We start from the raw sequence: 23737 nt of genomic DNA, 5'->3' as shown, positions 1-23737 counted from the left end.
ATTCCCACTGCTTGTCCGTCAGAACCCGATACCGATCACCGACCGTCGCCGCCACGGCCAACATGATCCCCGACCCGAGGACCTACCGGGCAGGATCGAGAAAACCCGATTGGGAGACATGACCTAGGGCGTGCAACGCGGGCGCACTCGATCCGCCCCACGAGAATCGCCCGACACCGCCCGCCGTCGCCACACCGCTCGGAGCCGAATCATGAACCATACGAACAACATTCCGGCGACCAAGGAGTACGCGAGATTGATCCCCACCCCCATGGCCGGCTCAACCCCGATCCGCCGAAGATCGGCACTCTTGCTCGCACCCACCCCGATCAGCAACTCCACCAACGTCCCTACAACAGCAATCCACTGCCCCCCAAGCACAATCGCCGCACCCCCAACCACCCACCGCCCTCCACGCAAAACCACCGGAACAAGCACCGCGAGCACCACCGCGGCCACCGCAAACGCTCCAGCCCGCCTATCCCGATGATCAGCGGCCCCGACCAGCCCAAAAATCGCAAGCCCCACCCCCACCACCAACAGGGCGGCGGTCGCCAGGCGCAGACGCCGGTGGAACGCCGACAGCAGCATGCGGCGATTATGCCCGAGCCCACCAGCCCCCGCTCGGTTCGCGCGCCACCCGCACTCGAGTCCGCTCAGCGCAGGCAGACTACTGCGGGTCTGCGTCCAACTGTTCCATGATCATGTCCGCTACTGCCGCCATGCCTGCCGCATTCGGGTGGAAGGGAATACTGCGGCCCATATCCCGCCATCGATCGGCCAAGCCGAGCACCCATGGATCTTTCGATCCGATCGCGTGATCTAGGCTGCGCTCGCCGGCGTGTACCAATTCGGCCTCGCTTCGCGCGGCGGCCGTCGCGAAGACCTCCGTGACGCGCTCGCCGAGCCTGCGCAGCGCCGCCAAGGTCGCGTCATCGAAGGGGGTTTCGCGTCGGGGTGCTGTGTGCGGGCCGATCATCGTCAGGTAGTCGACGAGCAAAACTCTTGCCCCCGTAGCCTTTTCGCGCACGGTGCGGACCACGCGCACCACTGCGTCCACTACCCGATCGATATCGGCCACCGTGGGATCCGGCACCGGCCTGCGGAGCAACGCTCCCAGTGGGCGCGTCAGCGCACGTTCCTCCAGCCGTCCTGCCGCACCGAGACGAATCATGGTGCCTCCGTAGCGCAGATCGTTCCCGCCTACTGTCACCGTCACCAGATCCGCATCCGACGGCACTCCCGAAATCTGTGGCGCGAAAGTACGGCCGAAGACCCGTTGGGACTTGTCGAGAATCGTCTCGGTGGTGGCCCCCGACACCGTCAGGTCGACCAACTCCGCTCCCAAACGCTGCGCCACAAGGTGCGCGTAGTTCCGACCGGATCGCCGCGCCGCCTTGTCCACCACCGGCTCGATCCCCGGACCCGCCGCGAACGAACTCCCCAACGCCGCCATCCGCCGCACACCCATGCCGATCCTTCCACCCGAAGCAACCGACCCCATGGTATGCGCGGACGCCCCGAATTAGCCGGGCGAGCCCACAACCCCGAATCCGAAACAGAGGCGTGTCGATTCCACAACCAAATCTCCTGTGCATCAAGAGAATTGGGTTTTGTCACGGACAGGTAACGGGTGTAGGTTGTGTCGCATGGAACGGGGGCTGAACAACGGCCCTACCAAAAAATAGGCGACCGACCCGCGCGGTCGGTCGCCCAGCTACCGGTCACTCAGCGCGAATCCGCCTGAACCACCGGAGTTTTCGGCAACAGCATTGCCAGCAACCCCGCCATGACGGCTAGCACCACACCGACACCGAAGACCACATGCACACCATCGGTGAACACTTGGTGCGCAGTCTCGGTGACGATCGCACCGACCCGCTGAACCTCTTCAGCCGCAACACCTTTGGCAGACCAACCGGCCTGTGTCGCAGCTTGGAGTGCGGGCGGGTAACCCAACCCGGCGGCCCGCACCAACTGCGGATCGGAGGCAAGTTGGGCACCGAGCGCCCCCTCTGCGACCAACGCCGCCTGCAGCGCCGAAGGAAGCCGCGCCCCGATCAACGTGATGAGGAGGGTGCCGAAACCGGCGACCCCGAGTGTCGCACCGATGTACTGCATCGACTGCTTAACCCCGGCCGCGACGCTGGTCAGTTCGGTGGGCACGCTGCCGAGCACCGAACCCACGGCCGACACCATCAGGAAGCCGATGCCGATGCCGATCAGCAATAGTGACGGCACAATTTCCCACGTCGATGAATCGGGAGTCAGCCGCATCATCAACCCGAAGGCCACCGCGTTGCACAGGGCCGCGACCAAAATGGTGGCCCTGGCGCCGATCCGCTGGACGATCAGCCCACCGATCGGAGGCGCCACGGTGAGCACCACCGTCAGCGGCAGCAGTATCACCGCCGAGGCCAGGCTGCCCATGCCCCGGACGCCCTGCAGATAGAACATCAGGTAGAAGGTGACCGAGCCGAGCGCCGCCGTGGTCAGCACCAGCAGCACCAGCCCGACCACGAACGACCTGATTCCGAAAAGCTCGAGCGGTACCAGCGGATTTCGGGCCAGCCGCTGCCTGCCGACGAATCCCGCCAGAAGCACCGCACCCAGCGCGAGGAAACCGAGAGTTCGCGCGGAACCCCAGCCTTGCTGTTGGGCGCCGGTCAGCGCCCACACCACCGACACCATCGCGAGGGTGGCCAGGGCCGCGCCTGGCATATCAAGCGAAGAGGTCCGTTTTCGTTCGGTCTCGCCGATGCACAACGCACCGACGATCACTCCGACCACCCCGAACGGCACGCTGGCGAAGAACGCCCACGACCAGCCGCCGCTTTCGACGAGCAGTCCGCCCAGGATGGGCGCGCAACTCATCGCGACGGCCGTCATGGAGGTGAACACCCCGAGCGCCATCGGCAGTTGACTCGCCGGGAAGGCGGCGCGGATCGCACCCAACCCGGAGGGCAGCAGCAGTGCCGCGCACATTCCTTGCAGGACGCGCCCCGCGATCAGCACTCCGATCGAGGGCGCGAACCCGCACACCAGGGAGGCGGCCGCGAATCCGCCGACGCCGATCAGGAACATTCGCTTGCGCCCGAACCGGTCGGCCACGGTGCCGGACGGGATCGCCAGGCTCGCCAGCGCCAATGTCTGTGCGCTGCTGACCCATTGGATGTCGGCGGGGCCGACGCGCAGACCCGCCGCGATCCCTGGACCCGCTACGGCGACCACGAGCGAATCGACCTGCACGACGAACGCGCCGATCGCGATGGCCAGCAGGGTCAGCCAGGCTCGCGTCGGAATCCGCTCGCGCGGCACCGTGTCGACCGAGGGTTTCACGACTCGGCGCTGACCTTCGGCTGCGCCCGGACCCCGTAGTGGACATACGGGGAGCCGTCTTCGAGCGTATAGAAGGTGACCGACATCCACGGCTCCTTCCCGGTCGGGCTGGCCGCGAACAGGTTTTCCGTCACCGGGACCAGCCGGTAGTCGGGCAACGCCACCCGCAGCATCTCGGCGACGGCGCCGAGGTGTTTGGTGCGCAACACCAAACCGTCCTCGTCCTTGAACACCTCGGTGCGCACCCCGGCCCGCTCGTATACCCCGACGTGCCGGTCCAGATCCACCTGCGGCGGTTCGGGAGCGGGTGCGAAGGGTTCCGGTGTCCGCAGGTCGGCGAGGTCGGCCGCGATCTCGCGCATCAGTTGCGCCGTCAGCGGACCTACGCCGCTGCCGCCGTTGGTGAGCAGCGTGAACGCGAGCCCCAGTTCGGGCACGACCCGCAGCATGGCGGCCTGTCCGATGGTGCCGCCATCGTGTCCGATGACGAGTTCGTCGCTCCAGCGCATGCGGAACCAGCCGAGCCCCCAGCTATCGGCGGCCCAGCCCTCGAATGGCAGCGCTACCTCCTCGGCTTGCATGCGCCGCACTGACTCCTCGGAGAGCAGCCGGGTGCCGTCCGGGGCGACGCCGCCGTCGAGGTGCAGTCGCGCGAAGGTCAGTAGGTCGCGGGCGCGGGCCACGATCGCACCGGCCGGACCGGCATTGCGCGGCAGATCCCAGCGGTGCGCCGGGCGGGTCACGCCGTCGGGACCGGTCATGTGGCCGACCGCCGCCCGGTGCATGAGCGCTTCCTCGGGCAGGGTCATGGTGTGGGTGAGGCCGAGCGGTTCGAAAATCAACTCGCGCATGGCCGTATCCCAGGTGGATCCGGTGAGCACTTCGATGATCCGACCGAGCAGGCCGAAACCCGCGTTGCAGTAGGAGAAGGTCGCGCCGACCGGATGGTTGCTGCTCTCGCCCAGGTCGGCGACGTACTTCTCCAGGCAATCGTCGCCGCGTCCGGTATCGCCGAACAGGTCGCCGTCGAGTCCGCTGGTGTGGGTGAGCAGGTGCCGTATTGTCACACCGTCGAGGGTGGACGAATCACCGTGCCGCAGTTCGGGAATGATCTCCAGGACGGGGGTCTCCAACGCCAGCTTGCCCTGGTCGATGAGCCGCATGGCGGCGGTGGCGGTCCACACCTTGGAGATGGATCCGATCTGGAAGACCGAGTCCACAGTGGTGGGAACTTGGGTGTCGAGACTCAACACACCGTGCGCGGCTTCGATAATGCTGTCGCCCAATGAGATTCCCAGTACCACGCCCGGAACCTCGTACCTGGTGGCCAGTTCGGTGAGCCTGCGCTGCCAGTGCTCGGCATTGAGCAGCTGCTTGCCTTCGGCGGCGCCCTTCGGTCCGGCGGCGCGCGTGTAGCGGATGACCCAGTCGACTATGCGGCGATTGAAGTCGATGCGGTGGCTCGGCTTGCCCTGGAAGATGAACAGGTGCGACGCACCCGGATACACCACGAATTCGGTTGGCACGCCCAAGTCGCGCAGCGCGTTGTACCACTGCTCGCCCTGTCCGATCGGGCAGCGCGACTCCGCATCGCCTTGCAGGACGAGGGTGGGGGTCTTCACCTTCGCGACATGCGCGAAGGGGTTCATCTCGGCCAGCGCCTTCGGATCGCTCCACGGCATGGCCTCGACTTCGACCTTGCCCAGGTGGTGACCGAAATCCGAAGTGCCGATGAAACTTTCCAGATCGCTGACCGGACCGCCCGTCACGGCGGCGGCGAAACGATCGGTGCGGGTCGGCAGCCGGCAGGCCGTGAATCCGCCATAGCTGTAGCCGGACAGGGCGAGTCGTTTCGGATCGGCCAGCCCTTCGGCGACCAACTCGTCGATCGGCTCCAGGAAGTCGCGCTCGTCGGCTGTGCCCCAGCCACCGTTGGTGCCGCGCATGAACTCCTCGCCGTAGCCGTCGCTACCGCGCGGATTGAGCAGCAGGATCGTCCAGCCGCGCGCGGCGAGGATCTGATGGTAGACGTGGATCCAGTCGCGTACCGGATTCCACGAATTGTGCGGGCCGCCATGCACATCGAGCAGCAGCGGGCCGGGGGTCCGCGCGGCGGGGTCCCGCACGATCCAACCCTGAACCTGGACGCCGTCGGAGATGGTGAACTTGCGCTCCTGCGCCCGGATCGGCTGCACCTCGGGTAGCGCGGTCTCCGTATGTGACGTAAGCACCTGTTCCGCACCGGATTCCGGGTCGAGCAGGACGATTTCGCCGAAGGTGTCGGTGGTGGCGACGATCAGCGCGACCTTGTCCCCCGCTACCGAGAGACCCGAGACCGCGCGTTCCCCGCCGATCAGCTTGCGAATGCCGGTGGCATCGTGGCGGTAGAGGTGGGTGCAGCCCTCGTCGCGAGCGCAGAACAGGATCGCGTCCCCGACCTGTCTGGGCAGCGCGCCGGGGTATCCGGGACCGCCCTGCATCAGGTTGCGATCGAATCCCGCTGTCAGCTCGACGGTTTCACCGCCGTCGAGGGAGATGTCGGAGAGCCGGACATTGCGCACGCCCGTGTCCGGGGTGGTGAGTCCCAGCAACCCCGTCCCGTCCTGCTTCCAGACCACCGCCGCGACTGCGCCGCCGAGCGGACCGATGCGTGGGGGGTCGGTGCGCGGGGAATCGGCCGCGATGATGCGGGCCGCGGACTCGTCATAGGCATCGCCGTCGGGCAGCGCGTCGACGAAGGCGATCCGCGCACTGTCCGGTGACCAGGTCGGGCTGTCGACGTTGTAGCTGCCCTCAGTGAGTTGGCGGACCGACTTGTCGCCGAGATCGAGGACGAAAAGGTGCGTGTGCAGGTCGCGCAGCCAGCCCACCCCGTCCATCTTGTAGATGCCGCGCACGATGTGGTTCGGCGCACCCGGATCCATTGACGCACCGGAGGTGTCGACCGGTGCGGTGAACGCGATGCGGGTGCCGTCCGGACTCCAGTGCGGAGCGCCCGCACCGAGCGGCAACTCGGTGACCCGCTCGGGTTCGCCGCCGTCGGCGGGCAGCAGCCAGATCTGCGCGGCCCCATCCGCGGCGCGCAGGAAGGCGAGGGTGCGGCCGTCGGGCGACCAACTCGGGGCGCGATCGGCATTGCCCCTGGTCAACTGGATCGGATCACTGCCGGGCCGCACCTGCCACAGGTTCTGAATATCCTTGTCCGCCGCCGAATCCACGGTGCGCAGCGCATAGACGATGCGGGTGCCATCGGGCGAGATGGCGGGTTCGGACAGCAGCGGGATCCGCGCCAGATGTTCCAGTCCGAGCCGGATTGGTGTCGAATCTTGCTGCGACACGGTGGATTCCGAGGTCATGCCGGATTCTCCTCTGTTTTTGCGACGACGGTGGCGTGCATGGTCGCGTACCGGCGACCATTGCCGAGATGATGGAAAGTGACCGGGAACCAGGCCCCGGATTCGGGATCGCGCGCCGCGAAATGCGTTGCGTCGATGGGGATGAGCGCGGATTCGAGAGCCGGATTGGGCATCGTGCCGTGCGAGATCGCCAGTACCGCACCGGGAATCCGATACTCGGTCGCCAGTTCGTCGAGTCTGCGCTGCCAGTGCGCCGCATCCAATACCGCTGTCATTGCCCTCCTTCCGCGCGGAGGGTGTCGACGACCAGGCGCGCGGCCTTGCCCATGGCCGCGTCCACGGCGGGAGCGCGCATGGCGGGACTGTCCGCGACGGTGAAAATCGCTACCGCGTAGCACTTTCCATCCCGATGCGTGATGACACCCGCCTCGTTGCGAATGAAGGGCAGCGTGCCGGTCTTGGCTCCGATGGACACCTCGTCGCCGAAACCGCTGGCGATGCGATGCGGCCAGATCTGCTGCCCCATGATCGTGCGCACCCTGGCGCACGCCTCGGCAGGCCCGGCGGTGTCGGTCCAGATGGCGGTGAGCAGGGTGGTCAGTTCGCGCGGGGTGCTCGCGGTGGTGCGGGCCGGATCGCACACCGCGAGCGTCCGCACCTGCTCCGGTGTGGCGGCGGCGATCAGTGCGTTCACATCGCTGGGATCGATCTCCGGGAACATCGCGGCGAGGTCGGTGGCGATGGTGGCGAAGAGGTCCTCGCAGCCGCCGATGAGACGGGTGCGCTCGAGTCCGAGTTCGGCCAGGACCGCGCGCACCGCGTCGATGCCGACCCGGCGCAGCAGGACGTCGGTGGCCGCGTTGTCGCTCATCGTCAGGGTGAACAGGGCCAGGTCGCGCCAGCTCATCTCGACGTCATCGGCGCAGCCCGCCGTGCCGATGCCGCCGATGCGGTCGCGCGCGGTGATCGTGGTGCGCTCGGTCGGGTCCAGTTCACCGGCCTCGACCTGGCGCGCGAAGGTCAGCACCACCGGAATCTTGAAGACCGAGGCCAGGACCACCGGGTGGTCTGCGCCGAGACCGATCTCACCGGGACCGTCCACCTCGCGCGCGTGCACATATCCGGTGGCGCCCACCGCGCGGAATATCTCGGTGAGCCGTTCGGGCACCGTATCGACCGAGTCGGTTAATCGCTGTGGAGCCACTGTCATCTCTTCTCCTTCGTCAGTGCCCGGCCGTCCTATGATGGTGACCGAAGTCTCGAGAAGGTTCGTGTGTCCCTACGAACTTGGCGACTCGGATTCGTACGTCCGTACGAGGCGGCGCGCGGGGCGCGCGATTCCGCAGGTGAGAGATGAAAAATGAACCAGCACAGCAGAATTCATCTGGCAACCGGTAGCGCCCAGTAGGCTCGACACATTCGGCGGTGTTCGGAATGAAGCGATCACGCGATGCGGCGCCGCGGCCGAAGGTAGCGGCTCGAGTGCCCGCTGTGTCGCAAAGTCATTGCGACACAGCGATTTCTGACTATCTACCCGGAGGCGGGCAGGGCTTGCCGTTGAGATCCGAGGGCCGCGGCGAGGGTTTGCCACCGGGACCGATCGGCGACGGCAACGGCCTGCCGTTCAGGCCGAGCGGCGGCGGCAGGCAGCCGGAGGCGTTGATCTGCGCCACGGGGGCGGGCAGCGGTGTGGCCGTCGCGGAACCCCCGCGAGCAGGGCAGCGCCGGTGATGGCGGCGGAAATGGCGATAGTCGCCGTCTGCGGCCATCACCCGAAGTCGCTTCGCATGCCGAGCAAGGCGGTGATCGCGGTAGCCGGAATGGCCTCGGGGCGAAGCGAACCCGTGGCGAGGAGCGTTTCGGCCTCGGTTGGGCCGCAGACCGCGGTGAGAACTGCTCCGGCATGGTGAGCGGGGAGCGCGGCCAGCCAAGCAATGGCGGCGTCCGCCAAGGCCTTCGGATCGATCTCACCGGGAAGCCGGAGCCGGGCGACTCCGCCGTCCGGGTATACATCCAAACGGAGATGGGTGATCGGGGTGGCGGATGTCAGGGCGAAGTGGTGCCGGGTGTCGGGCTGAAGGCGGGTCTTGGGTAGCAATTCGGCCCAGGTGGCGCCGTCGCCGCCGCTGAGCGAGGCCGCACCGGGCGCATTGCCCCGGAAATAGGAGGTGTCGATCTCGACACGACGCGGGATGCCCGCCGCGGCAAGCCGAATAACGACATGGTCATTGCCGTGCGCGCGGCGGCGGGCGTTCTCCCAGCCTTCGCCCATATGCCCGGCCCGACCGGGCAGCAGGAGGTTGCGCGGGTCGCCGAAGAAACTGTCGGAGACCTCGACTATGTCCGCACCTGCTTCCAAGGCGGCGAGATCTATTGTGCCGCTGAGAAATCTGGGATCCGGCAGCGGCGTGCCGTGCACTCGGAAGCGGGCGACACCGCCATCGGGATAGATGGACAGTCGCACGTGCGTGTAGCGGCGAGCATCCGCGACGGCGAAGTAGTTCGCGCTGTCCCCGGCGATCTCGGATTTCGGGACCAGTGTGATCCACTCGGTTTCCGCCAATTCGGTCGGCGTCGGATAGCCTTCAACGCCGGTGGCCTCGACCGAAATATGTGGCGGATAATTTCCTTTGAACCAGGCGGTGTCGATCACCACCCCGTGCACCCGCCCCGGTGCGCCGAGCCGGACAATGGCGTGGTCGTGGCCGGGTTCACGGCGACGACGGGTCTCCCAGCCGTCGTAGATCTTGCCTTTGTGACCGAATTCGCTCGAATCATGGACGGCGCGGGCGGGTTCGATCAGATTCTCGCGCTCGGCGAAGAATTCGTCGCTGGCATCGACCACGCTGCCCGTCAGCGCGCGCGAGGCCAGATCGGGTAGTCGAAGGAATTCGGGTGTGATCACGGTTCTCCTCGGGCCAGGAGCCGCCCGCGCGGCTCACCGTCGATATCGATGCGCCTGCCCCGCAACCAAGTGCCGCGCACCACGCCGGAAAGGGGTCGCGCCGCATAGGGTGTCACTGGATTGCGATGCCGCAGTCGGGTCGGATCCACCACACACAGCGTCTCCGGAGCGAAGACGGAAAAGTCGGCGTCGCAACCTATTTCGATGCGGCCCTTGTGGACCAGGCCGACGTGGTCGGCGGGTGCGCGACACATCCAGCGCGCCACGTCGACCAGGGTGAATCCGCGCCGCCGCGCCTCGGTCCACACCGCCGACAGCCCGAGCTGCAGCGAGGAGATACCGCCCCAGGCGCGGCCGAAATCCCCGGTGTCGAGGCATTTCAGGTCGGCGGTCGCGGGCGAGTGATCCGAGACGATCATCTCGATCCCGCCCTCCCGCAACCCTTCCCACAGCAGTTCCCGATTGCTCGCCTCGCGAATCGGTGGACAGCATTTGAACGGCGTCGCGCCATCGGGAATCTGCTCGGCCGCGAACGTGAGATAGTGCGGACAGGTCTCGGCGGTGACGCGCACGCCGTCGGCGCGGGCCGAGGCCAGCATCGGCAGCGCGTCGGCACTGGAGACGTGCAGGATGTGCACCCGGCCCGCGGTCCATCGGGCGAGTTCGATGACGCGAGCGATGGCGAGATTCTCCGCGCCCCGCGGGCGCGAACGCAGGAAATCCGCGTATCGGTCGCCCTCGGCCTCCGGCGCGCGCGCGATGGCTTGGGCATCCTCGGCGTGTACGAGGAGCAATCCGTCGAATTCGCGGATCTCCCGCAGGGCGCGCTCCACCTGCGCGGTGTCCAGCGGCGGGAATTCCGGGACACCGGAATCGAGCAGGAAGCATTTCAATCCGAATACCCCTGCCTCGTGCAGGGGCCGCAACTGTTCGGCATTGTCCGGTATCGCACCACCCCAGAATCCGACGTCCACGAAGACGCGATCCCGCGCTGCGTCGCGTTTGCGGCGCAGCGCGTCCGGATCGCAGGTCGGTGGAATGCTGTTGAGCGGCATATCGATGAGCGTGGTCACCCCGCCCGCCGCGGCCGCCCGCGTCGCGCTGGCGAACCCCTCCCACCCGGCGCGACCGGGATCGTTGATGTGCACATGGGTATCGACAACGCCGGGCATGAGCACCTCGTCGGCGGCAAGGTCGAGCATCTCGTCGGCGGATAGCGGGGAGCCGACCGGCTCGATCGCGGCGATCCGTCCTTCGCGCACGCCGATGACGCCCGCGAACTCCCCCGTCGCGCCGACGATTCGCTCGGCCCGGATCACCAACTCCATCGCGCCGGTACCAGGGTCGCCGCCGCGGTGACCGCGATCGTGCATGCGCACCTCCGAATACGCGCGCGGAGTCCGCGCGAGGAGTAGTGGCAGCAGCGTAGCCGCGCCCCGACTCCCGACGCGCCCCATCGGGGCCGGTGTCGCCGGGTATATCCCCCTGATCGAGGGTGCGAGGCGTTCAACAGAATCCGGGTGTGCCGAGCCAGGCGTTGCCCGCGTCGGAGGCGTCCTCGCGCAGCACGCTCGCCTCGATCAGCCCGTAGGGACGGTCGGCGGCGAAGAAGACCTCGCCCGGATTCTCGAACCCGAAAGGGCGCAGATCCACTGGGAAATGATGCCTATTGGGTGCGGAGAACCGGATCTCGGCCACCTCGGGATGCTGTTGGAGGACCGCCCGACCCATGTCGTAGAGGGTCTGCTGGAGCGCGAGCGAATACTCCGTGGCGAATCGGTTCAGCAGGGTCGACCGGATCGCCTCGTGGGCGCGATCCCAGTCGACGGCGAGGTGGTCGTAGCGCCAGCGAGCCACCAGCGAGGTGGCCATGATCCGGTCGGTCGTCGGGGCCAGGGTGGTGTACTCGTCGACGAAGAAGCCGCGGAATTCCGAACCGGTCGATTTGAGCAGGATCAGGTCCCGCACGCCGGAGATCACGTGGGCGCGCCGCGCCGCGCCCGCGCCGTCGATATTGACCACGGTGGTGCGCACCCCGTGTCCGGAGCGGACGAAGGCGTGGTCGTGCCCGACGCCGTCGACCTCGATCCGCTCCCACGGGTACTCCTCGATCTCGATGCGCGCCCCGTCCGCGCCCGGACATCGGTCGATGAAGTGATCCGCCAGGACGATGCCGAATTCCTCGATGCTCGCCACGCCCTTGGCCTTGGCGAAGGCGAAGACGGTGTTCTTCTGGCTGTCGGTGGGCAGTACGTCGCGCTGGTCGCCGGTGATATGCGCATCCGCGAAACGGCCGCGCAGCGCGGTGGAGACGCTGAGGTCGCGCAGGCGATGCCGGGGCGAGTCCCGGTAGATCCGAACGATGCGGCTCTCGGCCTTGCCGTACTGATTGGGTCCCAGGGTGATGCCCATGCCGATCTCAGCTTCCTCGATAGGTGGAGTAGGCGAACGGACTCAAAAGCAGCGGCACGTGGTAGTGCGCGCCGTCCGACACCGTGAAGGTGAGCGCTATCTCGGGGAAGAAGTGGGTCTGTCCCGTTGCGGCGGAATAGGTTTCGATATCGAAGACGAGTCGGTAAGCGCCGGGTTCCAGGTGGGAGGGACCGAGTTCGGCGATGCGCCCATCGGCATCGGTGACGTTCGCGGCGAGCACCCGACCATCGGCACGTTCGAGCCGAACGGGGACACCCGCACCGGGCCGCCCGAGCCCGGCATCCAGGACGTGGGTGGTCACGGCGCTCATCCGCCCAGCACCTCCCGCAGCCTGCGGACCGCGATCTCGCGCAATTCGTCGGCCACCACCGCCGCTTCGGTCGCGTCGTCATTGGCCAGGCGTCTCCGCAGGGCGGTGCGTATTTCCTCGGTGGACCGTCCGGACGCGCTGATCAGGAAGACGCGTCCGAAGCGGTGCTCGTAGGCGCGGTTGTCCGCCGCGAGGGCGGCGGATCCGGCCACGTCCGACTGTTCGGACCGCGCCCATTCGGCGTGCGGGTCCGTCCCCGCGACCGGTTCGCCCAGGCGCGGATGTGCCGCCGCTGCCGCATCGACCTCCGGACCGGTCAGCGCGCGGGCGGCGGTATCGGCGGCGGCGAGAGCGCTGTTCACGTCCGGATAGGGGCGTTGCGCCAGCATCTCGCGGACCCAGGCCGCGGCATCGCAGCAGGAGTGAAGTAGGGGCGAAAGCTGTTCTTCGGCAGCGGAATTGAATTCGGCCAGGGTCACCATGCGGGTCGCCTTCCCTCGGCTGACGGAAATGATCGCGCCCTCCGATTCAGCGTGACACGGGCCGCGCCGACCGTCAACATTTTGTTGAACGGATGGTGTCAGGACCGCGTGCGATGCAGGTAGTTGTAGACGGTGAAGCGGGTGACACCGAGCGCGGCCGCCACAGTCTCCGCCGATCTGCGGAATTCGAACGCCCCGCGCTCCTCGAGCAGGCGGACCGCCCGCTGTTTGTCCACCCGCGAGAGTTCGACCAGCGGACCGCCGAGTTCCGCGGCCACCTCCTCGAGCACCCGATCCAGGCCGCCCGTCGACTCCTCCAGGCGCACCAACGCCAGCGTCGCACCCTCCCACACCAGCGGAATATCCTCGGGCATACCATCTTTCGGCGATACCAGCCGTCCGCCCACCCTCGCGAGCAGTGGGGCGATGGCTACCAGCACCGGATGCGAACCGTCCACCCCCTAGTCCCGCTCGACCCGCAGCGTCACCCCGGTGGCACCGGAGTCGAAGGCGGCGGCCAATATCGCGCCGAGCGCGGGCAGCAGTATCGCGTCCCGCCCCGCCACCGCCGTCCCCAACGGCCCGAAATCGCATGTCAGGCCGAGGGATTCGGCCACCCGCAGCGCGGCGGTGGCATGCGGCGGCGGATCGCCCTCGCCGTGGAACGGTTCGGTGGTGAACTCCGCGCGCATCCGCATAGGCCGAGGCTACTGGGCCGCCGGGGCGCGGCGGGACAACTCGGCCAACCGGGCCGGATCCAGACCATCCAGGTCGCCAGCGTCCAGCGCGCCGCAGTCCAGACCGCGCCGGACGAATCCGGCCAGTGCCGCGGCGGTGGCGGGTTCGTCGAGGAAGCCCGAATCACCGCCGTGCAGGTAGGCGCGCAGCCGCGCGACCGCCTGCGGGAGACCCGCCCGGAAGAACGCGTAGGTCGCCAGGTACCTGGTCGGCAATTGCGCCGGATGCAGATCCCAGCCCTGGTAGTAGCCGCGCTCGAGCGAGCGGCGCACCAGCCGCGCGTGCAGCGTCCAAGCCGAACCCACCTGATTGCCGACCGGGACGACGTTGGTCGAGCCGTCGCTCAGGTGCACACCGGTCCCGGCGGCGGCGACCTGCATGACGGCCTTGGCGTGATCGGCCGCCGGATGCTCCAAGCTCTGATAGGCGGCGGCAATGCCCAGCCCGGCGGAATAGTCGTAGGTGCCGTAGTGCAGTCCGGTGCAGCGGCCCGCGGCGGCATGGATCATGCGAGCGACGGCGGCCGCGCCATCCGGGCCGGTGATGGCCTGTGGCGTCTCGATCTGGATCTCGAATCCCAGTCGCCCGGAGGGCAATCCGAATTCCCGCTCCAAGGCGGCGCAGGTCGCCGCCATTGCCTCGACCTGGACCGGCGCGGTCACCTTGGGCAGGGTCACCACGAATCCCGGTGCGAGACCGTCGTTTTCAATGAGCGTACCGAGGAACAAACGCAGTGTCCGCAAGCCGCGGCGACGGGTCGACGCTTCGAAGCTCTTGAACCGCAGCCCATGAAAGGGCGCGCCCGCATTCCCGCGCACCGAGATCGCGAGCGCTCGTGCGGCGGCACGCACGTCGGCGTCCTCGACCGCATCGGGTCGTCGCCCGTAACCGTCCTCGAAATCGATCCGCAGATCCTCGATCGGCTCGATCGCGAGCTTCACCTCGACGCGGTGACGAATCTCGGCGGCCGCGGCCGCGTCGAGGCCGGGCACATCGGGCAGATCGTGCCTGCCCAGCATCCGCAGCGCCTCCAGGCCCCACAGCCGCGCGGTCTCCGGGACGAACCGGTCCCCCGGAACATAGACGGTGTGCACCGGCTGTCGCACCCCGCGATCACCCGGATACTTCTCCGCCAGCTCCCGATCCCATCCGGAAAGCCGCCGATCCAGCTCGTCACCGAGTGCGTCGCCACCTACGTCCTGCATGAGGTCTCACCCTTCGCGCGGCCCCCGTCATGCGCACAACGGTAGAACCGATTGCCTGCCAAAGGACCGATGCCCTGCCGAAGCATCGAGTATCGACCGTATCAATTGTTCCCAGTGATCAAATCCGTTGGACCGATGCCCGGATTCGCGCGACAGTCGAACCATGACATCCCATGCGACAGGCACGTATCCATCCGTGCCGGTCCGCGCCGATGAAGCTGAGCGGTTGCCGTCGATCGGGCACCTGCCGCTCGCCGACGCGGACACGACCGGCGATGCGCGCGACGCCCACCGCATCCGCCTGCGACGCTGCGCGAACGGCGTGGCCCCGCGTCGTCACGGGGGAGGCGACGAACCGCGGGAAGCCCTGCGCGCGACGCAGGATCGCTCCGATACCCGCTGTCTCGGCAGCGCGGCACGAAAGGCATCCCCTTCGATCACATGCCCATCGGGAAAGGTCAGAAATCGTTCGGATCCCTCGATCCTGGTATCGACCACCCGCCCCGGCAGCAACCGCTCGTGCACCGCCCCGACATCGGCGAGCACATCCCAGATCCGAGTGGGCGCGGCATTGATCACGATCTCGTGGCGAATGGCGGCCATGGTCGTCGAGGACGCTCCTATCCGGTTTCAGTGGGCGGTTCGCCGATCGAGGCGGCGGAGCCGGAGACGATGAGTATAGGAGTTCTTCCGCGCCACCGACTCGGTGAGAAGTTCGCGGACTTCCGGACGAAGACGACCGCGTGGACGCGCCATAGCCATCGCGGATCGAGCACCCCGCCGGGCTCAGCGGACATACCAGTACTTTAGTGCCGCAGCCGATTCCACAATCGATATCGTGTCGAGTGCCCCGGAGATGCGAGGATCTTGCCATGCCCGAACTGATCGCCCCCACTGTCGCCCTCCACGCCGCCTGGCTGGCGGCCCACGAGGAATGGGGGCCGGGCAGTCACGAGGACGGATTCGGGCTGCTCTGGTACGAAAAGGTGGATACCGAGGAGGGTTTCGCGGCCTGGGTGGCACGGATGAACAATCAATCCGGTCACGGCCGCGCTGACGGCGAGTACAGCACCTACCGCTGGATCGTCGAGGACGGGCAGGTGCTCGGCGGTATCGTGCTGCGGCACGATTACAGCGATCTGGGGCATATCGGGTACGGGATTCGCCCGTCGGCCCGCCGCCGCAAACTGGCGACCTGGGCGTTGGCTCGCATGCTGGACGAGGCGCGCGCGGCGGGCCTGCCGCGGGTGCTCGTGGTCTGCGCGGTCGACAATATCGCCTCCGCGCGCACGATCGAACGCAATGGCGGTGTGCTGGAAGGTATTCGGCAAACCGACATAGGTCCGGCCCGCCGCTACTGGATCGAACTCGGTATGCCGGACTAAACCGACCCGGAGAGCCTCAGAACTTCGGCACGTCGGGGTCGAGATCGGGCTGCACCCAGCGGAATCCGGATTCGCTGCTCTTCATGGCGCGGCGGTGGTATTTGCCCTCGAACTCGTGTCCGTCCAGGGTTCCGGTGAGCACCAGGGTGTGCTCGTCGTCCCAGCGGTATCGGATTTCCAACGGCCGATCGGAGAGTCTTTTGCGGATCTCCAGTGTGGTGTCCGTGATTTTCAGCGCCCACCGGTCGGTGTGCCCGAAGGGGTCCTGACTGGCGAATGCGGTGTAATCGCCGGGGCGGTCGTTGATCGCCACATTCGCCCACGGTTCGGGGGCTCCCCTGTTCAGCCGCGCGGGTGATCCGTCGATGCGGACGGACGTGGCCTGCCACACCCCGTCCAATCCCGAGCGCACCGTGTGCATATCGTGCAGCGCTGTACCGAATAGCACACCCATGAGCGCTGTCTGCACGACTACGTAGAAATACCCGATACGCAGCGCCCATTTTCGAGTTCGCGGTCCACCGGGTGCGTCCCACAACTCGCGCGGGCGCACCGGACCGGTATTCAATATCACGCGGGCAAGCGAGGTCCAGAATGGCGCGCTCAAACAGATCGAGGCGGCCAGCAGCGTCCCGGCCACCATTTTCACCGGGACGTCGTAGGTGAGGTTCAGCAGGAAGACCTGCGCCATCGCCACCACGCCGACCAGGGATCCGAGCAGCCAGGTACGCCGCCACAGCAGCATCAGACCGGCACTCAATTCCACCAATCCGGCAACGATCGTGTACGCGTTGGAGGCGCCCATGAATCCCCAGAGCGTATCCATGAGCGAGAGATCCCCGACCGGCACGAGCCGATAGATGGGCTGGTTCATGAATCCCATTTGGATGGGTATCGCCTTGCCCAACCCATAGTTGATGAGTTGGACCGCGACGGCGAAACGCGTCACCTCGAACAGCGCCCGACCGAGCTTGCGGTAATTGTCCCGCCGCTTGTCGAGAAGCGTCCACACGACGGCGGCGATGATCGCCAGCACGACCACGGCGAACATGCCGTACCAGTCGCCCAGGCCATCGCCCCTGCCCAGCTGGGAGGTGACCGATCCATCGCCGACCAAATACCCACCGATCTTGGCCAGCAACACTTTCAGCGGCAGGAGCACGACGCTGATGGTGGCCATATTGGTGAAGAGCACATAGACCAGCAGCCCGGAGCCGAGCGCGAAGAAAAGTCGGAACCCGACCTTCTGCGCGGCCGTCCACGGATTTTCGGACGGCGATTCCTCGCGCACGGTGTCGGATTCCGACGTGACAGCGGACATGTGCAGGACCGTACCCGAATTCGCGACGCGCGCAGATCCAGCCGAATGCCGATCTTTCCGTCATCCCGACGAGTGATCCGCGTCAACGCCGAGTAGTAGGCGGATCGCTCGAAGGGATCATCGATTTCGATGCGTCACCAGGCAGGCCAGCGCGATCAGGTCGGCGGCGGTGCGCGCGTCGGGCAGTTCGCACAGCGCGGCCTGGATATGCCGATCCGCTTGGCGCTGCGTCCAATTCCGCCCACCCGCTTCTTCGATCAATTCGGCGGCACGGGCGATGTCGGTGGGCGACATCGGATCTCGACCCCCGTAGATCCGCGCCAGTTCCGCCGCCTGCGCGGTCTGCGAGCAGAGCGCCGCCACGACCGGCATGGATCGCTTGCGCCGGGCCAGATCGCTGGTCGGCTTGCCGCTGACCAGCGGATCGCCCCAGATTCCGATCAGATCATCGGTGAACTGGAAGGCCAGACCCAATTCCCGACCGCACCGATCCAAGGCCGCGACGGTGGCGGGCGCGGCACCGGCGGCCAACGCGCCGAGGGCGCACGCACAGCCCATGAGCGCGCCCGTCTTTCCCATCTCCATTCGTTCGCAGTCGGCGATTGTCGCGCCGCTACCGCTTTGGCCGTGGCAGTCCTCATGCTGCCCGCGACACAGCTCGATCACCGCCGACTCCAGCCGTTGCAGCGCCTGCGCGCCCACGCCGTGCGGCATCGCGCGCACCAGCAGCTCAGCGGCGACGGCGTGCAGGGCATCGCCCAGCAGCACCGCGTCGGGGATGCCCCAGATCGTCCACACGGTTGGGCGGGCGTGCCGGAGCGTATCGCCGTCCATGACATCGTCGTGGATCAGGGTGAAATTGTGGATGAGTTCGACGGCGACCGCCGCGGGCACCGCGTCCTCCGGCACCCCGCCGCAGGCCAGGCAGGCGCTGACGGTGAGCGCGGGGCGCAGCATCTTGCCCGATTCGCCGGGGGCCGGATTGCCGCGCACATCCCACCAGCCGAAATGGTATCCGGCCATGCGGCGCAGCGGATCCGGCAGCGCGGCAATGGCCTCGCGCAGCATCGGTTCGACGAGTTTTCTTGTTCGAGCGAGGATTTCGGTGGGCGGCTGGGTCGGCGAGACGGATACGACCGCGGTCATGAGGGCGCTCCTGTCGGTGACCGGAAGGGCTCGCCCATCCGAGCGGTGAGTGCGTCGAGTCGGGCGGCGCCGAGGCCGGGGGTGCGCGCACCCAGCCCGGAACCGAACAGCTCGGGGCGGAAGCGCCGCAGCAGTTCCGGTTCGGTGTAGCGGCGGCAACCCTGATGCCAGTTCAATATCCCTGCCATATAGTCGCGCAGGTTCGCAGCGCGGCGTGTCAAGTCCTGCCGCGCCCGCCGATCGAGCTCGTATTCCGCGTAGAGCGCGGGCAATTCGTGCTCGACCAGTCGCTGGAACTGTTCGACGCGGGTCGAGATCAGTATGCCGACAAGCCGTTCGGCCTCGGCGTGCTCGCAGTCGAAGAAGTTGCGCAGCACCCGCACGGTGTTGTGCGGATCGCCCTCGAATCGGATCTCCTTCTGATACGAGAACAGGCAGTTGGTCAACATGGCCACATCGCAAGCGATGGTGTTCATATCGCGCACGGTCCGGGATTGTTCCACCTCGTCGGACACCCCACCGTCGTAGGATAGCCGCGCCAACCCCATCGTCAGATCCCCGCCGAAAGCAAGGCGGCGCATCTCGATCTGATCTATCGGATCGGGGATCCGGTTCAGGGCGAAATTGCTTGTCTCCCAGGTCAGTCCGGCGAAGAACTGGGCCAATGCCCGCCGGAAGCGTTCGCGCTGAGCGGTTCCCATCGCAGCCGTGGTGCGCGGCCACAGCTCCGCGAGTCCGCGTTCCATGCAGGTGAGGGGTATCGGTGCCGCGCCGAGATCCACCGGCACGAATTCCAGCAACCGCGCGCCCTGCGCCTTCGCGCCCGCCACATCGCGACCGTGTCCGAAGACCTCGAGGTAGTAGTCATCGATGTAGGTGCCCCAGGTGAGCCAATCCGTAGCGGTATCCAGATCCGCCTGCCCGGCATCCGGTCCCATACCCGCGGTGGCCAAAGCGAAGTCGAAATCGCGCAGATCCCGCTCGCGCCACAGCGGACGCGCGGCGCCGGGGACCGGTTCGAACAGGCCGATCTCCTGTGCCCAGCGCACCGTGTGCTCACGGGCAGCGTCGAGCAGCGGATTGATCCGCACCTCGAACGGCAGCGAAAGACCCTGTGTCCCAGAGGAACCCGCGTGCTCGACCAGCGAAGGCGGGAACTGCTTGACCCGCTTCGGGCCGAGACTGTCGAGGCTGGGTTTGGTCAAACCGATAGTGGCACTGAGGAACGGGAGCCCGACCCTTTCGGTGTTGGCGTGGGCGTTCATATAGCGGCTCGATCGCATATGCCACTCGTGCCCGCCGGACTGCCAGTCCTGCAAACCCTTCACGTAGGCGGCCACCGCCCACTGCTCCTGCGGCGTCGCGGCGGATTCGATGAGCAGGGCGGGCACCTCGGTGAGTGCCGTGTGCTCGAACTGCTGCATGCGCGAGGTGACCATATCGTTGACCGCCGTCGCCGCACGCTGGGTGGGATAGCCGAAATAGTTCTCCACCACCAGGATCGCGTTGGCGTTCTCGCCCTCCTGCCGCACCTCGCGCTCATAGGAGAAGATGTCGTTGCGCAGGTGGACGGCATCGGCGAAGGTGTCGCGCAGGACCCGCAGGGGTCTGCTGTCCACCAGGCGCGGCGGCAGTTCGGCGCCCGCGGCATGTTCCACCAGATCGGCCGACCAGGGCGCGCCGCCCACCTTGCGGCGCATCTCGAAGTACTCGATCGGATTGGCGATCCGACCCGCCGCGATATTGGCCAGTTCCCAGCGGGATTCGACCAGCAGTGCCCAGTTGCTCGCCGCGAAGCGCCGCTGCCAAGCGGGTGACATGGCGGGCGCGGTCCGCGTCCACAGGTCGGCCAGGCCGCGTTCCACCGGATTGGTCGGCTCCGGCGGTGCGCCGCCGCCGACAGGTGTGAAGTCCCGCAGCCGGTCCAGGTATTGCTTCGCGCCTGCGGTGTCGCGGGTGCGCTTGTAGAGCTCCAGGAAGTGGTCGTCGAAGTAGAACACCCAGGTGTACCAGTCGGTAATGAGATTCAGTTCCCGCTCATCGCAATCGGGATGGGTGTAGGCGCACAGCAGTCCGTAGTCGTGTCGCTCCAGATCCTGTTCGCTCCAGATGTGGACGCCCTGCTGATCCTCGAAGAAGCCCATCTCGCGCGCCCACTCCCGTGTATGCGCGCGGGCCGCCGCCACATGGGGATTGAGCCGAGCGGGATAGGACATGTAGAACTCGGGCAACTGGAACGGTTCAATTGTCATCCTGCGGTCCTCACCTGGGATGGCCGGCGCTGGTCGGCGACGGATACGACTGAGCAGGCTCAGCGAAGCTGCCTTGGGACAAACACTCGAGCGAATTGACAAGTGCGGCAGATACATTCCAGCAACACGAATGATAGGACCGGAACCGCCCGCCGTGGCCCGAATGCCGAAACCGATACGAATACCGTTGCGCGGTAACGAATCAGGATCGATCGACCGACACACCCATCCGAGACATCGCGCCGGATTGTCCGAGTTCGTCCACCGTGCCGCTCTCGGACGGCGCATTTCCCAATGGGTCGACCTCGACGTGCCTGGCATAGCGCTGCGCGAGAACGGCGCAGGTGAACAACTGGATCTGATGAAACAGCATGAGCGGCAGCACGATCATTCCGATGGGATGACCGGCGAACAGGACCGAGGCCATGGGCAGTCCCGTCGCCAGACTCTTCTTGGAGCCGCAGAAGGTGACCACGATGCGGTCGGCGCGAGCGAAGCCGAACAGCCGGGCGCTCAGCGTCGTCGCGCACAGCACGAAGGCGAGCAGGCAGGCGCACACCACCGCCGTGATCAACAATGTCGTGGGCGAGAGCGACTTCCAGATACCCTCCGTCATCCCCGCGCTGAATGCCGCGTAGACGACAAGATAGACCGAGCCCCGATCCACCGACCCGACCACCGCGGCGTGCCGCAGCAGCCAGGTCAGCCGGGGGCGCAGCACCTGCCCCGCCAGGAACGGCACCAGCAACTGCACCACGATCAGCGCCACCGAGCCGAGTGGAACCCGCACCTCCCCCGTCGTTTTCATGAGCAACACCACCAGCAGCGGGGTCACGAACACCCCGACCAGATTCGACAATGAGGCCCCCACCACCGCGCCCGCCACATTCCCTCGGGCCATCGAGGTGAAGGCGATGGACGACTGCACCGTTGAGGGGACCAGACACAGGAACAGCACCCCGGTGTATAGATCGGCGGGCAGCAGCGAGGGCGATAGCGGGCGCAGTAGCAGGCCGAGCAGCGGGAACAGGACGAAGGTGGTGCCGAGCACGCTCGCATGCAACCGCCAGTGTCGCAGTCCGGCCAGCGCCTCGCGGGGCGCCAGGCGCGCGCCATAGAGGAAGAACAGGACGGCGATGGCGATCTTGGTGGCCCAATCGAGGGCATCGGCCGCCGTGCCGCGCGCGGGCAGCAGGGCGGCGACCGCCACCGTGGCGAGGATGCCCAGCATGAAACCGTCGATGTGCAATTTGGCTAAGAGCTTCACCTTTCGAACGCTAGGAGCCCTGGCCATCATCGCGAAAGACGTTCGACCCGATATCTCTGATCGCGAATCATGATAGGTTCGCGAGGTGTTCGATCCCGAACTGCTGCGCACCTTCCTCGCCGTCGAGCGCGCGGGCGGCTTCACCGCCGCCGGGCGGCTGCTCGGCCTGCGGCAGTCCACCGTCAGCGGTCATATCGCACGGCTCGAGCAGGCGACGGGCCGCGAACTGATCCGCCGCGACACCCGCAATCTCGCACTCACCGCCGACGGCGCGGCCATGGTCGGTTTCGCCCGCGCCATCCTCGACGCCCAAGCCCGCGCCGCCGCGTACTTCTCCGGTTCGACACTCACCGGCCTGATCCGCCTCGGCGCCTCCGACGATGTGATGGCCCTGGAACTGCCCGATATCCTGATGGAATTCCAGCGCACCCATCCCGGCGTCGACCTCGAACTCACCGTCGGGATCAGCGAACATCTCAAAACCCGCATGGCGGCCGGGGAACTCGACCTCGTCTTCGGCAAGCGCCTCCCCGGCGAACGCCACGGTGAACTGCTCTGGCGCGACAAGCTGACCTGGGCGGGCCGACCCGCGACGCCGCCGCTCGAGGATCCGGTCCCCCTCGTCACCTACCCCGCGCCGAGCCTCACCCGCCGCCGCGCCCTCGCCGCCCTCGAACAGGCGGGCCGCACCTGGCGCATCGCCTGCGTAAGCGACAGCCTGCTCGGCCTGCGCGCGGCAGCCCTTGCCGGACTCGGTGTCGTCGTGCACGCCGAATCCGTACTCCCCGAAGGACTTTCCCCCCTCCCCGACCCGGCCCTGCCCGAACTCGGCGACCTCGAATTCGTCCTCATGCACCGCCGCACCCGCCGCACCGATCCGGAACAGGCCCTTTCCGACCTCATCGCCGCCAACACCGGGCGACTGCGCCACCCCGCCATCGACGCACCCTGATCCCCTCGGCTCCAGGCGAATTCGCGCCGCTACCAGCGAAGGACGACACCGATTTCCCGGTGCTCTCCTTCGCCGTAAAAATCACCCGTGGGTAGAAAACCGAGTCCCTTGTAGAACGGCTCGGGGCCGGCAGCGCCTTGCCCGTAGGAGGTGTAAAGCTCGTTGATGCCACGGGCTTTCAGATCCGCGACGATCAAGTCGATGGCCTTGCGGCCCACGCCTTTGCTCTGGAACGGCCCGGCCACCATCATGCGCCAGAGAAACACGCCGTGGCAGTCGAAACCTTCGTCGTAGTCGTAGCCGGTGTGCAGCATGACGAATCCGGCCGGGGATTCGCCGACATAGATGGCGCGGAACCAGGCGTTCTCCGAGAAGTGCGCCTCGGCAATGGATATCGCGTTGTCGGCGACCATATCCCGCTGCTCTTCGGTGAGCGTCTCGGACAGGTCGCAGATCGCGCCCACCGTCCGCCCGGTGACCCGGCGCAGGGTGACCTTCCTGTCGTCCTGGACGTGGTGCACCTCATCAGAAATCGTCACGGATCGAATGTATCAGCGACGATCGTCATGGATTCGATACAGGCGAAACCCGCTGCGGGGACCCGCTGCACCGCGCGAACCGGACCGACCGCCCGGCTCGAATCCGC

General features: G+C 67.0%; 23 protein-coding genes. 3 read left to right on the top strand and 20 right to left on the bottom strand.

The window, feature by feature from the left end:
- Positions 1–123 precede the first annotated feature (123 nt).
- The 6 genes from D5S18_RS14600 to D5S18_RS14575 form a co-directional block, all read right to left on the bottom strand.
- Complete coding sequence (locus D5S18_RS14600) at positions 124–591, bottom strand: hypothetical protein (protein ID WP_120041228.1); 468 nt, start codon at positions 589–591, stop codon at positions 124–126.
- Between the two features lie 79 nt (positions 592–670).
- Positions 671–1471 carry an SGNH/GDSL hydrolase family protein gene (locus D5S18_RS14595; RefSeq protein WP_203236747.1) on the bottom strand — a complete coding sequence of 267 codons (801 nt, stop codon included), beginning with the start codon at positions 1469–1471 and terminating at the stop codon, positions 671–673.
- Positions 1472–1728: 257 nt separating this feature from the next.
- Positions 1729–3339: an MFS transporter gene (locus tag D5S18_RS14590; protein ID WP_158607873.1), complete on the bottom strand. Its 1611-nt coding sequence runs from the start codon at positions 3337–3339 to the stop codon at positions 1729–1731.
- Positions 3336–6695 carry a serine hydrolase gene (locus D5S18_RS14585; RefSeq protein ID WP_120041225.1) on the bottom strand — a complete coding sequence of 1120 codons (3360 nt, stop codon included), beginning with the start codon at positions 6693–6695 and terminating at the stop codon, positions 3336–3338. Before D5S18_RS14585 ends, D5S18_RS14590 begins: the two co-directional genes overlap by 4 nt.
- Positions 6692–6970 (bottom strand): hypothetical protein, encoded by a 279-nt coding sequence (locus D5S18_RS14580; RefSeq protein ID WP_120041222.1) that lies wholly within the window; start codon positions 6968–6970, stop codon positions 6692–6694. The genes D5S18_RS14585 and D5S18_RS14580 overlap by 4 nt, the downstream gene beginning before the upstream one ends.
- Positions 6967–7905 carry a serine hydrolase gene (locus tag D5S18_RS14575; RefSeq protein ID WP_120041220.1) on the bottom strand — a complete coding sequence of 313 codons (939 nt, stop codon included), beginning with the start codon at positions 7903–7905 and terminating at the stop codon, positions 6967–6969. The genes D5S18_RS14580 and D5S18_RS14575 overlap by 4 nt, the downstream gene beginning before the upstream one ends.
- A gap of 341 nt (positions 7906–8246) precedes the next feature.
- Between D5S18_RS14575 and D5S18_RS34870 the strand changes: the two genes are divergently transcribed.
- Positions 8247–8426, top strand: coding sequence for a hypothetical protein (locus D5S18_RS34870; RefSeq protein WP_158607872.1), 180 nt, complete (start codon positions 8247–8249; stop codon positions 8424–8426).
- A gap of 37 nt (positions 8427–8463) precedes the next feature.
- Here the strand turns inward: D5S18_RS34870 and alc are convergent, their stop codons facing one another.
- The 9 genes from alc to D5S18_RS35335 form a co-directional block, all read right to left on the bottom strand.
- Positions 8464–9600 carry an allantoicase gene (gene alc / locus D5S18_RS14565; protein WP_120041218.1) on the bottom strand — a complete coding sequence of 379 codons (1137 nt, stop codon included), beginning with the start codon at positions 9598–9600 and terminating at the stop codon, positions 8464–8466.
- A complete protein-coding gene (gene allB / locus D5S18_RS14560) occupies positions 9597–10973 on the bottom strand; it encodes an allantoinase AllB (protein WP_203236746.1) in 1377 nt (458 codons plus the stop codon). The genes alc and allB overlap by 4 nt, the downstream gene beginning before the upstream one ends.
- 133 nt (positions 10974–11106) lie before the next feature.
- On the bottom strand, positions 11107–12012 hold the full coding sequence (gene pucL / locus D5S18_RS14555; RefSeq protein WP_120041216.1) for a factor-independent urate hydroxylase: 906 nt from the start codon (positions 12010–12012) through the stop codon (positions 11107–11109).
- 7 nt (positions 12013–12019) lie between these two features.
- On the bottom strand, positions 12020–12343 hold the full coding sequence (gene uraH, locus D5S18_RS14550; protein ID WP_120041214.1) for a hydroxyisourate hydrolase: 324 nt from the start codon (positions 12341–12343) through the stop codon (positions 12020–12022).
- Complete coding sequence (uraD, locus tag D5S18_RS14545) at positions 12340–12825, bottom strand: 2-oxo-4-hydroxy-4-carboxy-5-ureidoimidazoline decarboxylase (RefSeq protein WP_203236745.1); 486 nt, start codon at positions 12823–12825, stop codon at positions 12340–12342. The genes uraH and uraD overlap by 4 nt, the downstream gene beginning before the upstream one ends.
- A gap of 98 nt (positions 12826–12923) precedes the next feature.
- A complete protein-coding gene (locus D5S18_RS14540; protein ID WP_203236744.1) occupies positions 12924–13283 on the bottom strand; it encodes a helix-turn-helix domain-containing protein in 360 nt (119 codons plus the stop codon).
- 3 nt (positions 13284–13286) lie between these two features.
- The gene (locus D5S18_RS14535) at positions 13287–13523 is read right to left on the bottom strand and encodes a hypothetical protein (RefSeq protein ID WP_120041212.1); all 237 of its coding nucleotides are present in this window, start codon (positions 13521–13523) and stop codon (positions 13287–13289) included.
- 9 nt (positions 13524–13532) lie between these two features.
- Positions 13533–14768 carry a DUF6986 family protein gene (locus D5S18_RS14530; protein ID WP_120041210.1) on the bottom strand — a complete coding sequence of 412 codons (1236 nt, stop codon included), beginning with the start codon at positions 14766–14768 and terminating at the stop codon, positions 13533–13535.
- Positions 14769–15104: 336 nt separating this feature from the next.
- A complete protein-coding gene (locus tag D5S18_RS35335) occupies positions 15105–15371 on the bottom strand; it encodes an SRPBCC family protein (protein WP_203236743.1) in 267 nt (88 codons plus the stop codon).
- A gap of 269 nt (positions 15372–15640) precedes the next feature.
- On the opposite strand from D5S18_RS35335, the gene D5S18_RS14520 reads away from it, so the two are divergent.
- Positions 15641–16153 carry a GNAT family N-acetyltransferase gene (locus D5S18_RS14520; protein ID WP_120041208.1) on the top strand — a complete coding sequence of 171 codons (513 nt, stop codon included), beginning with the start codon at positions 15641–15643 and terminating at the stop codon, positions 16151–16153.
- Positions 16154–16169: 16 nt separating this feature from the next.
- Here the strand turns inward: D5S18_RS14520 and D5S18_RS14515 are convergent, their stop codons facing one another.
- The 4 genes from D5S18_RS14515 to D5S18_RS14500 form a co-directional block, all read right to left on the bottom strand.
- Entirely contained in the window at positions 16170–17474 is a 1305-nt protein-coding gene (locus D5S18_RS14515) for a hypothetical protein (RefSeq protein WP_120041206.1), read from the bottom strand.
- A gap of 117 nt (positions 17475–17591) precedes the next feature.
- Positions 17592–18620, bottom strand: coding sequence for a polyprenyl synthetase family protein (locus D5S18_RS14510; RefSeq protein ID WP_120041203.1), 1029 nt, complete (start codon positions 18618–18620; stop codon positions 17592–17594).
- Positions 18617–20872, bottom strand: coding sequence for a terpene synthase family protein (locus D5S18_RS14505; protein ID WP_203236742.1), 2256 nt, complete (start codon positions 20870–20872; stop codon positions 18617–18619). The genes D5S18_RS14510 and D5S18_RS14505 overlap by 4 nt, the downstream gene beginning before the upstream one ends.
- A gap of 202 nt (positions 20873–21074) precedes the next feature.
- The gene (locus D5S18_RS14500; RefSeq protein ID WP_120041201.1) at positions 21075–22139 is read right to left on the bottom strand and encodes a bile acid:sodium symporter family protein; all 1065 of its coding nucleotides are present in this window, start codon (positions 22137–22139) and stop codon (positions 21075–21077) included.
- Between the two features lie 85 nt (positions 22140–22224).
- On the opposite strand from D5S18_RS14500, the gene D5S18_RS14495 reads away from it, so the two are divergent.
- Positions 22225–23091, top strand: coding sequence for a LysR family transcriptional regulator (locus D5S18_RS14495; RefSeq protein ID WP_120041200.1), 867 nt, complete (start codon positions 22225–22227; stop codon positions 23089–23091).
- 29 nt (positions 23092–23120) lie between these two features.
- Here the strand turns inward: D5S18_RS14495 and D5S18_RS14490 are convergent, their stop codons facing one another.
- Positions 23121–23630 carry a GNAT family N-acetyltransferase gene (locus D5S18_RS14490; protein WP_239003766.1) on the bottom strand — a complete coding sequence of 170 codons (510 nt, stop codon included), beginning with the start codon at positions 23628–23630 and terminating at the stop codon, positions 23121–23123.
- Positions 23631–23737: the final 107 nt, after the last annotated feature.

This window comes from Nocardia panacis (assembly GCF_003598715.1).
In the GTDB taxonomy this organism is placed as follows: domain Bacteria; phylum Actinomycetota; class Actinomycetes; order Mycobacteriales; family Mycobacteriaceae; genus Nocardia; species Nocardia panacis.
Note: the sequence above shows the minus strand (reverse complement) of the source record. Positions and strands in the feature narration are given on the sequence as shown.

Coding starts and splice junctions, on each gene's coding strand:
- D5S18_RS14535 (WP_120041212.1), bottom strand. CDS start 13,523: ATGCGGATGCGCGCGGAGTTCACCACCGAACCGTTCCACGGCGAGGGC.
- D5S18_RS14595 (WP_203236747.1), bottom strand. CDS start 1,471: ATGGGTGTGCGGCGGATGGCGGCGTTGGGGAGTTCGTTCGCGGCGGGT.
- allB (WP_203236746.1), bottom strand. CDS start 10,973: ATGCACGATCGCGGTCACCGCGGCGGCGACCCTGGTACCGGCGCGATG.
- D5S18_RS14510 (WP_120041203.1), bottom strand. CDS start 18,620: ATGACCGCGGTCGTATCCGTCTCGCCGACCCAGCCGCCCACCGAAATC.
- D5S18_RS35335 (WP_203236743.1), bottom strand. CDS start 15,371: ATGGCCGCCATTCGCCACGAGATCGTGATCAATGCCGCGCCCACTCGG.
- D5S18_RS14600 (WP_120041228.1), bottom strand. CDS start 591: ATGCTGCTGTCGGCGTTCCACCGGCGTCTGCGCCTGGCGACCGCCGCC.
- D5S18_RS14515 (WP_120041206.1), bottom strand. CDS start 17,474: ATGTCCGCTGTCACGTCGGAATCCGACACCGTGCGCGAGGAATCGCCG.
- uraH (WP_120041214.1), bottom strand. CDS start 12,343: ATGAGCGCCGTGACCACCCACGTCCTGGATGCCGGGCTCGGGCGGCCC.
- D5S18_RS14505 (WP_203236742.1), bottom strand. CDS start 20,872: ATGACAATTGAACCGTTCCAGTTGCCCGAGTTCTACATGTCCTATCCC.
- D5S18_RS14575 (WP_120041220.1), bottom strand. CDS start 7,905: ATGACAGTGGCTCCACAGCGATTAACCGACTCGGTCGATACGGTGCCC.
- D5S18_RS14520 (WP_120041208.1), top strand. CDS start 15,641: ATGCCCGAACTGATCGCCCCCACTGTCGCCCTCCACGCCGCCTGGCTG.
- uraD (WP_203236745.1), bottom strand. CDS start 12,825: ATGGTGACCCTGGCCGAATTCAATTCCGCTGCCGAAGAACAGCTTTCG.
- D5S18_RS14580 (WP_120041222.1), bottom strand. CDS start 6,970: ATGACAGCGGTATTGGATGCGGCGCACTGGCAGCGCAGACTCGACGAA.
- pucL (WP_120041216.1), bottom strand. CDS start 12,012: ATGGGCATCACCCTGGGACCCAATCAGTACGGCAAGGCCGAGAGCCGC.
- D5S18_RS14530 (WP_120041210.1), bottom strand. CDS start 14,768: ATGCAGGACGTAGGTGGCGACGCACTCGGTGACGAGCTGGATCGGCGG.
- D5S18_RS14585 (WP_120041225.1), bottom strand. CDS start 6,695: ATGACCTCGGAATCCACCGTGTCGCAGCAAGATTCGACACCAATCCGG.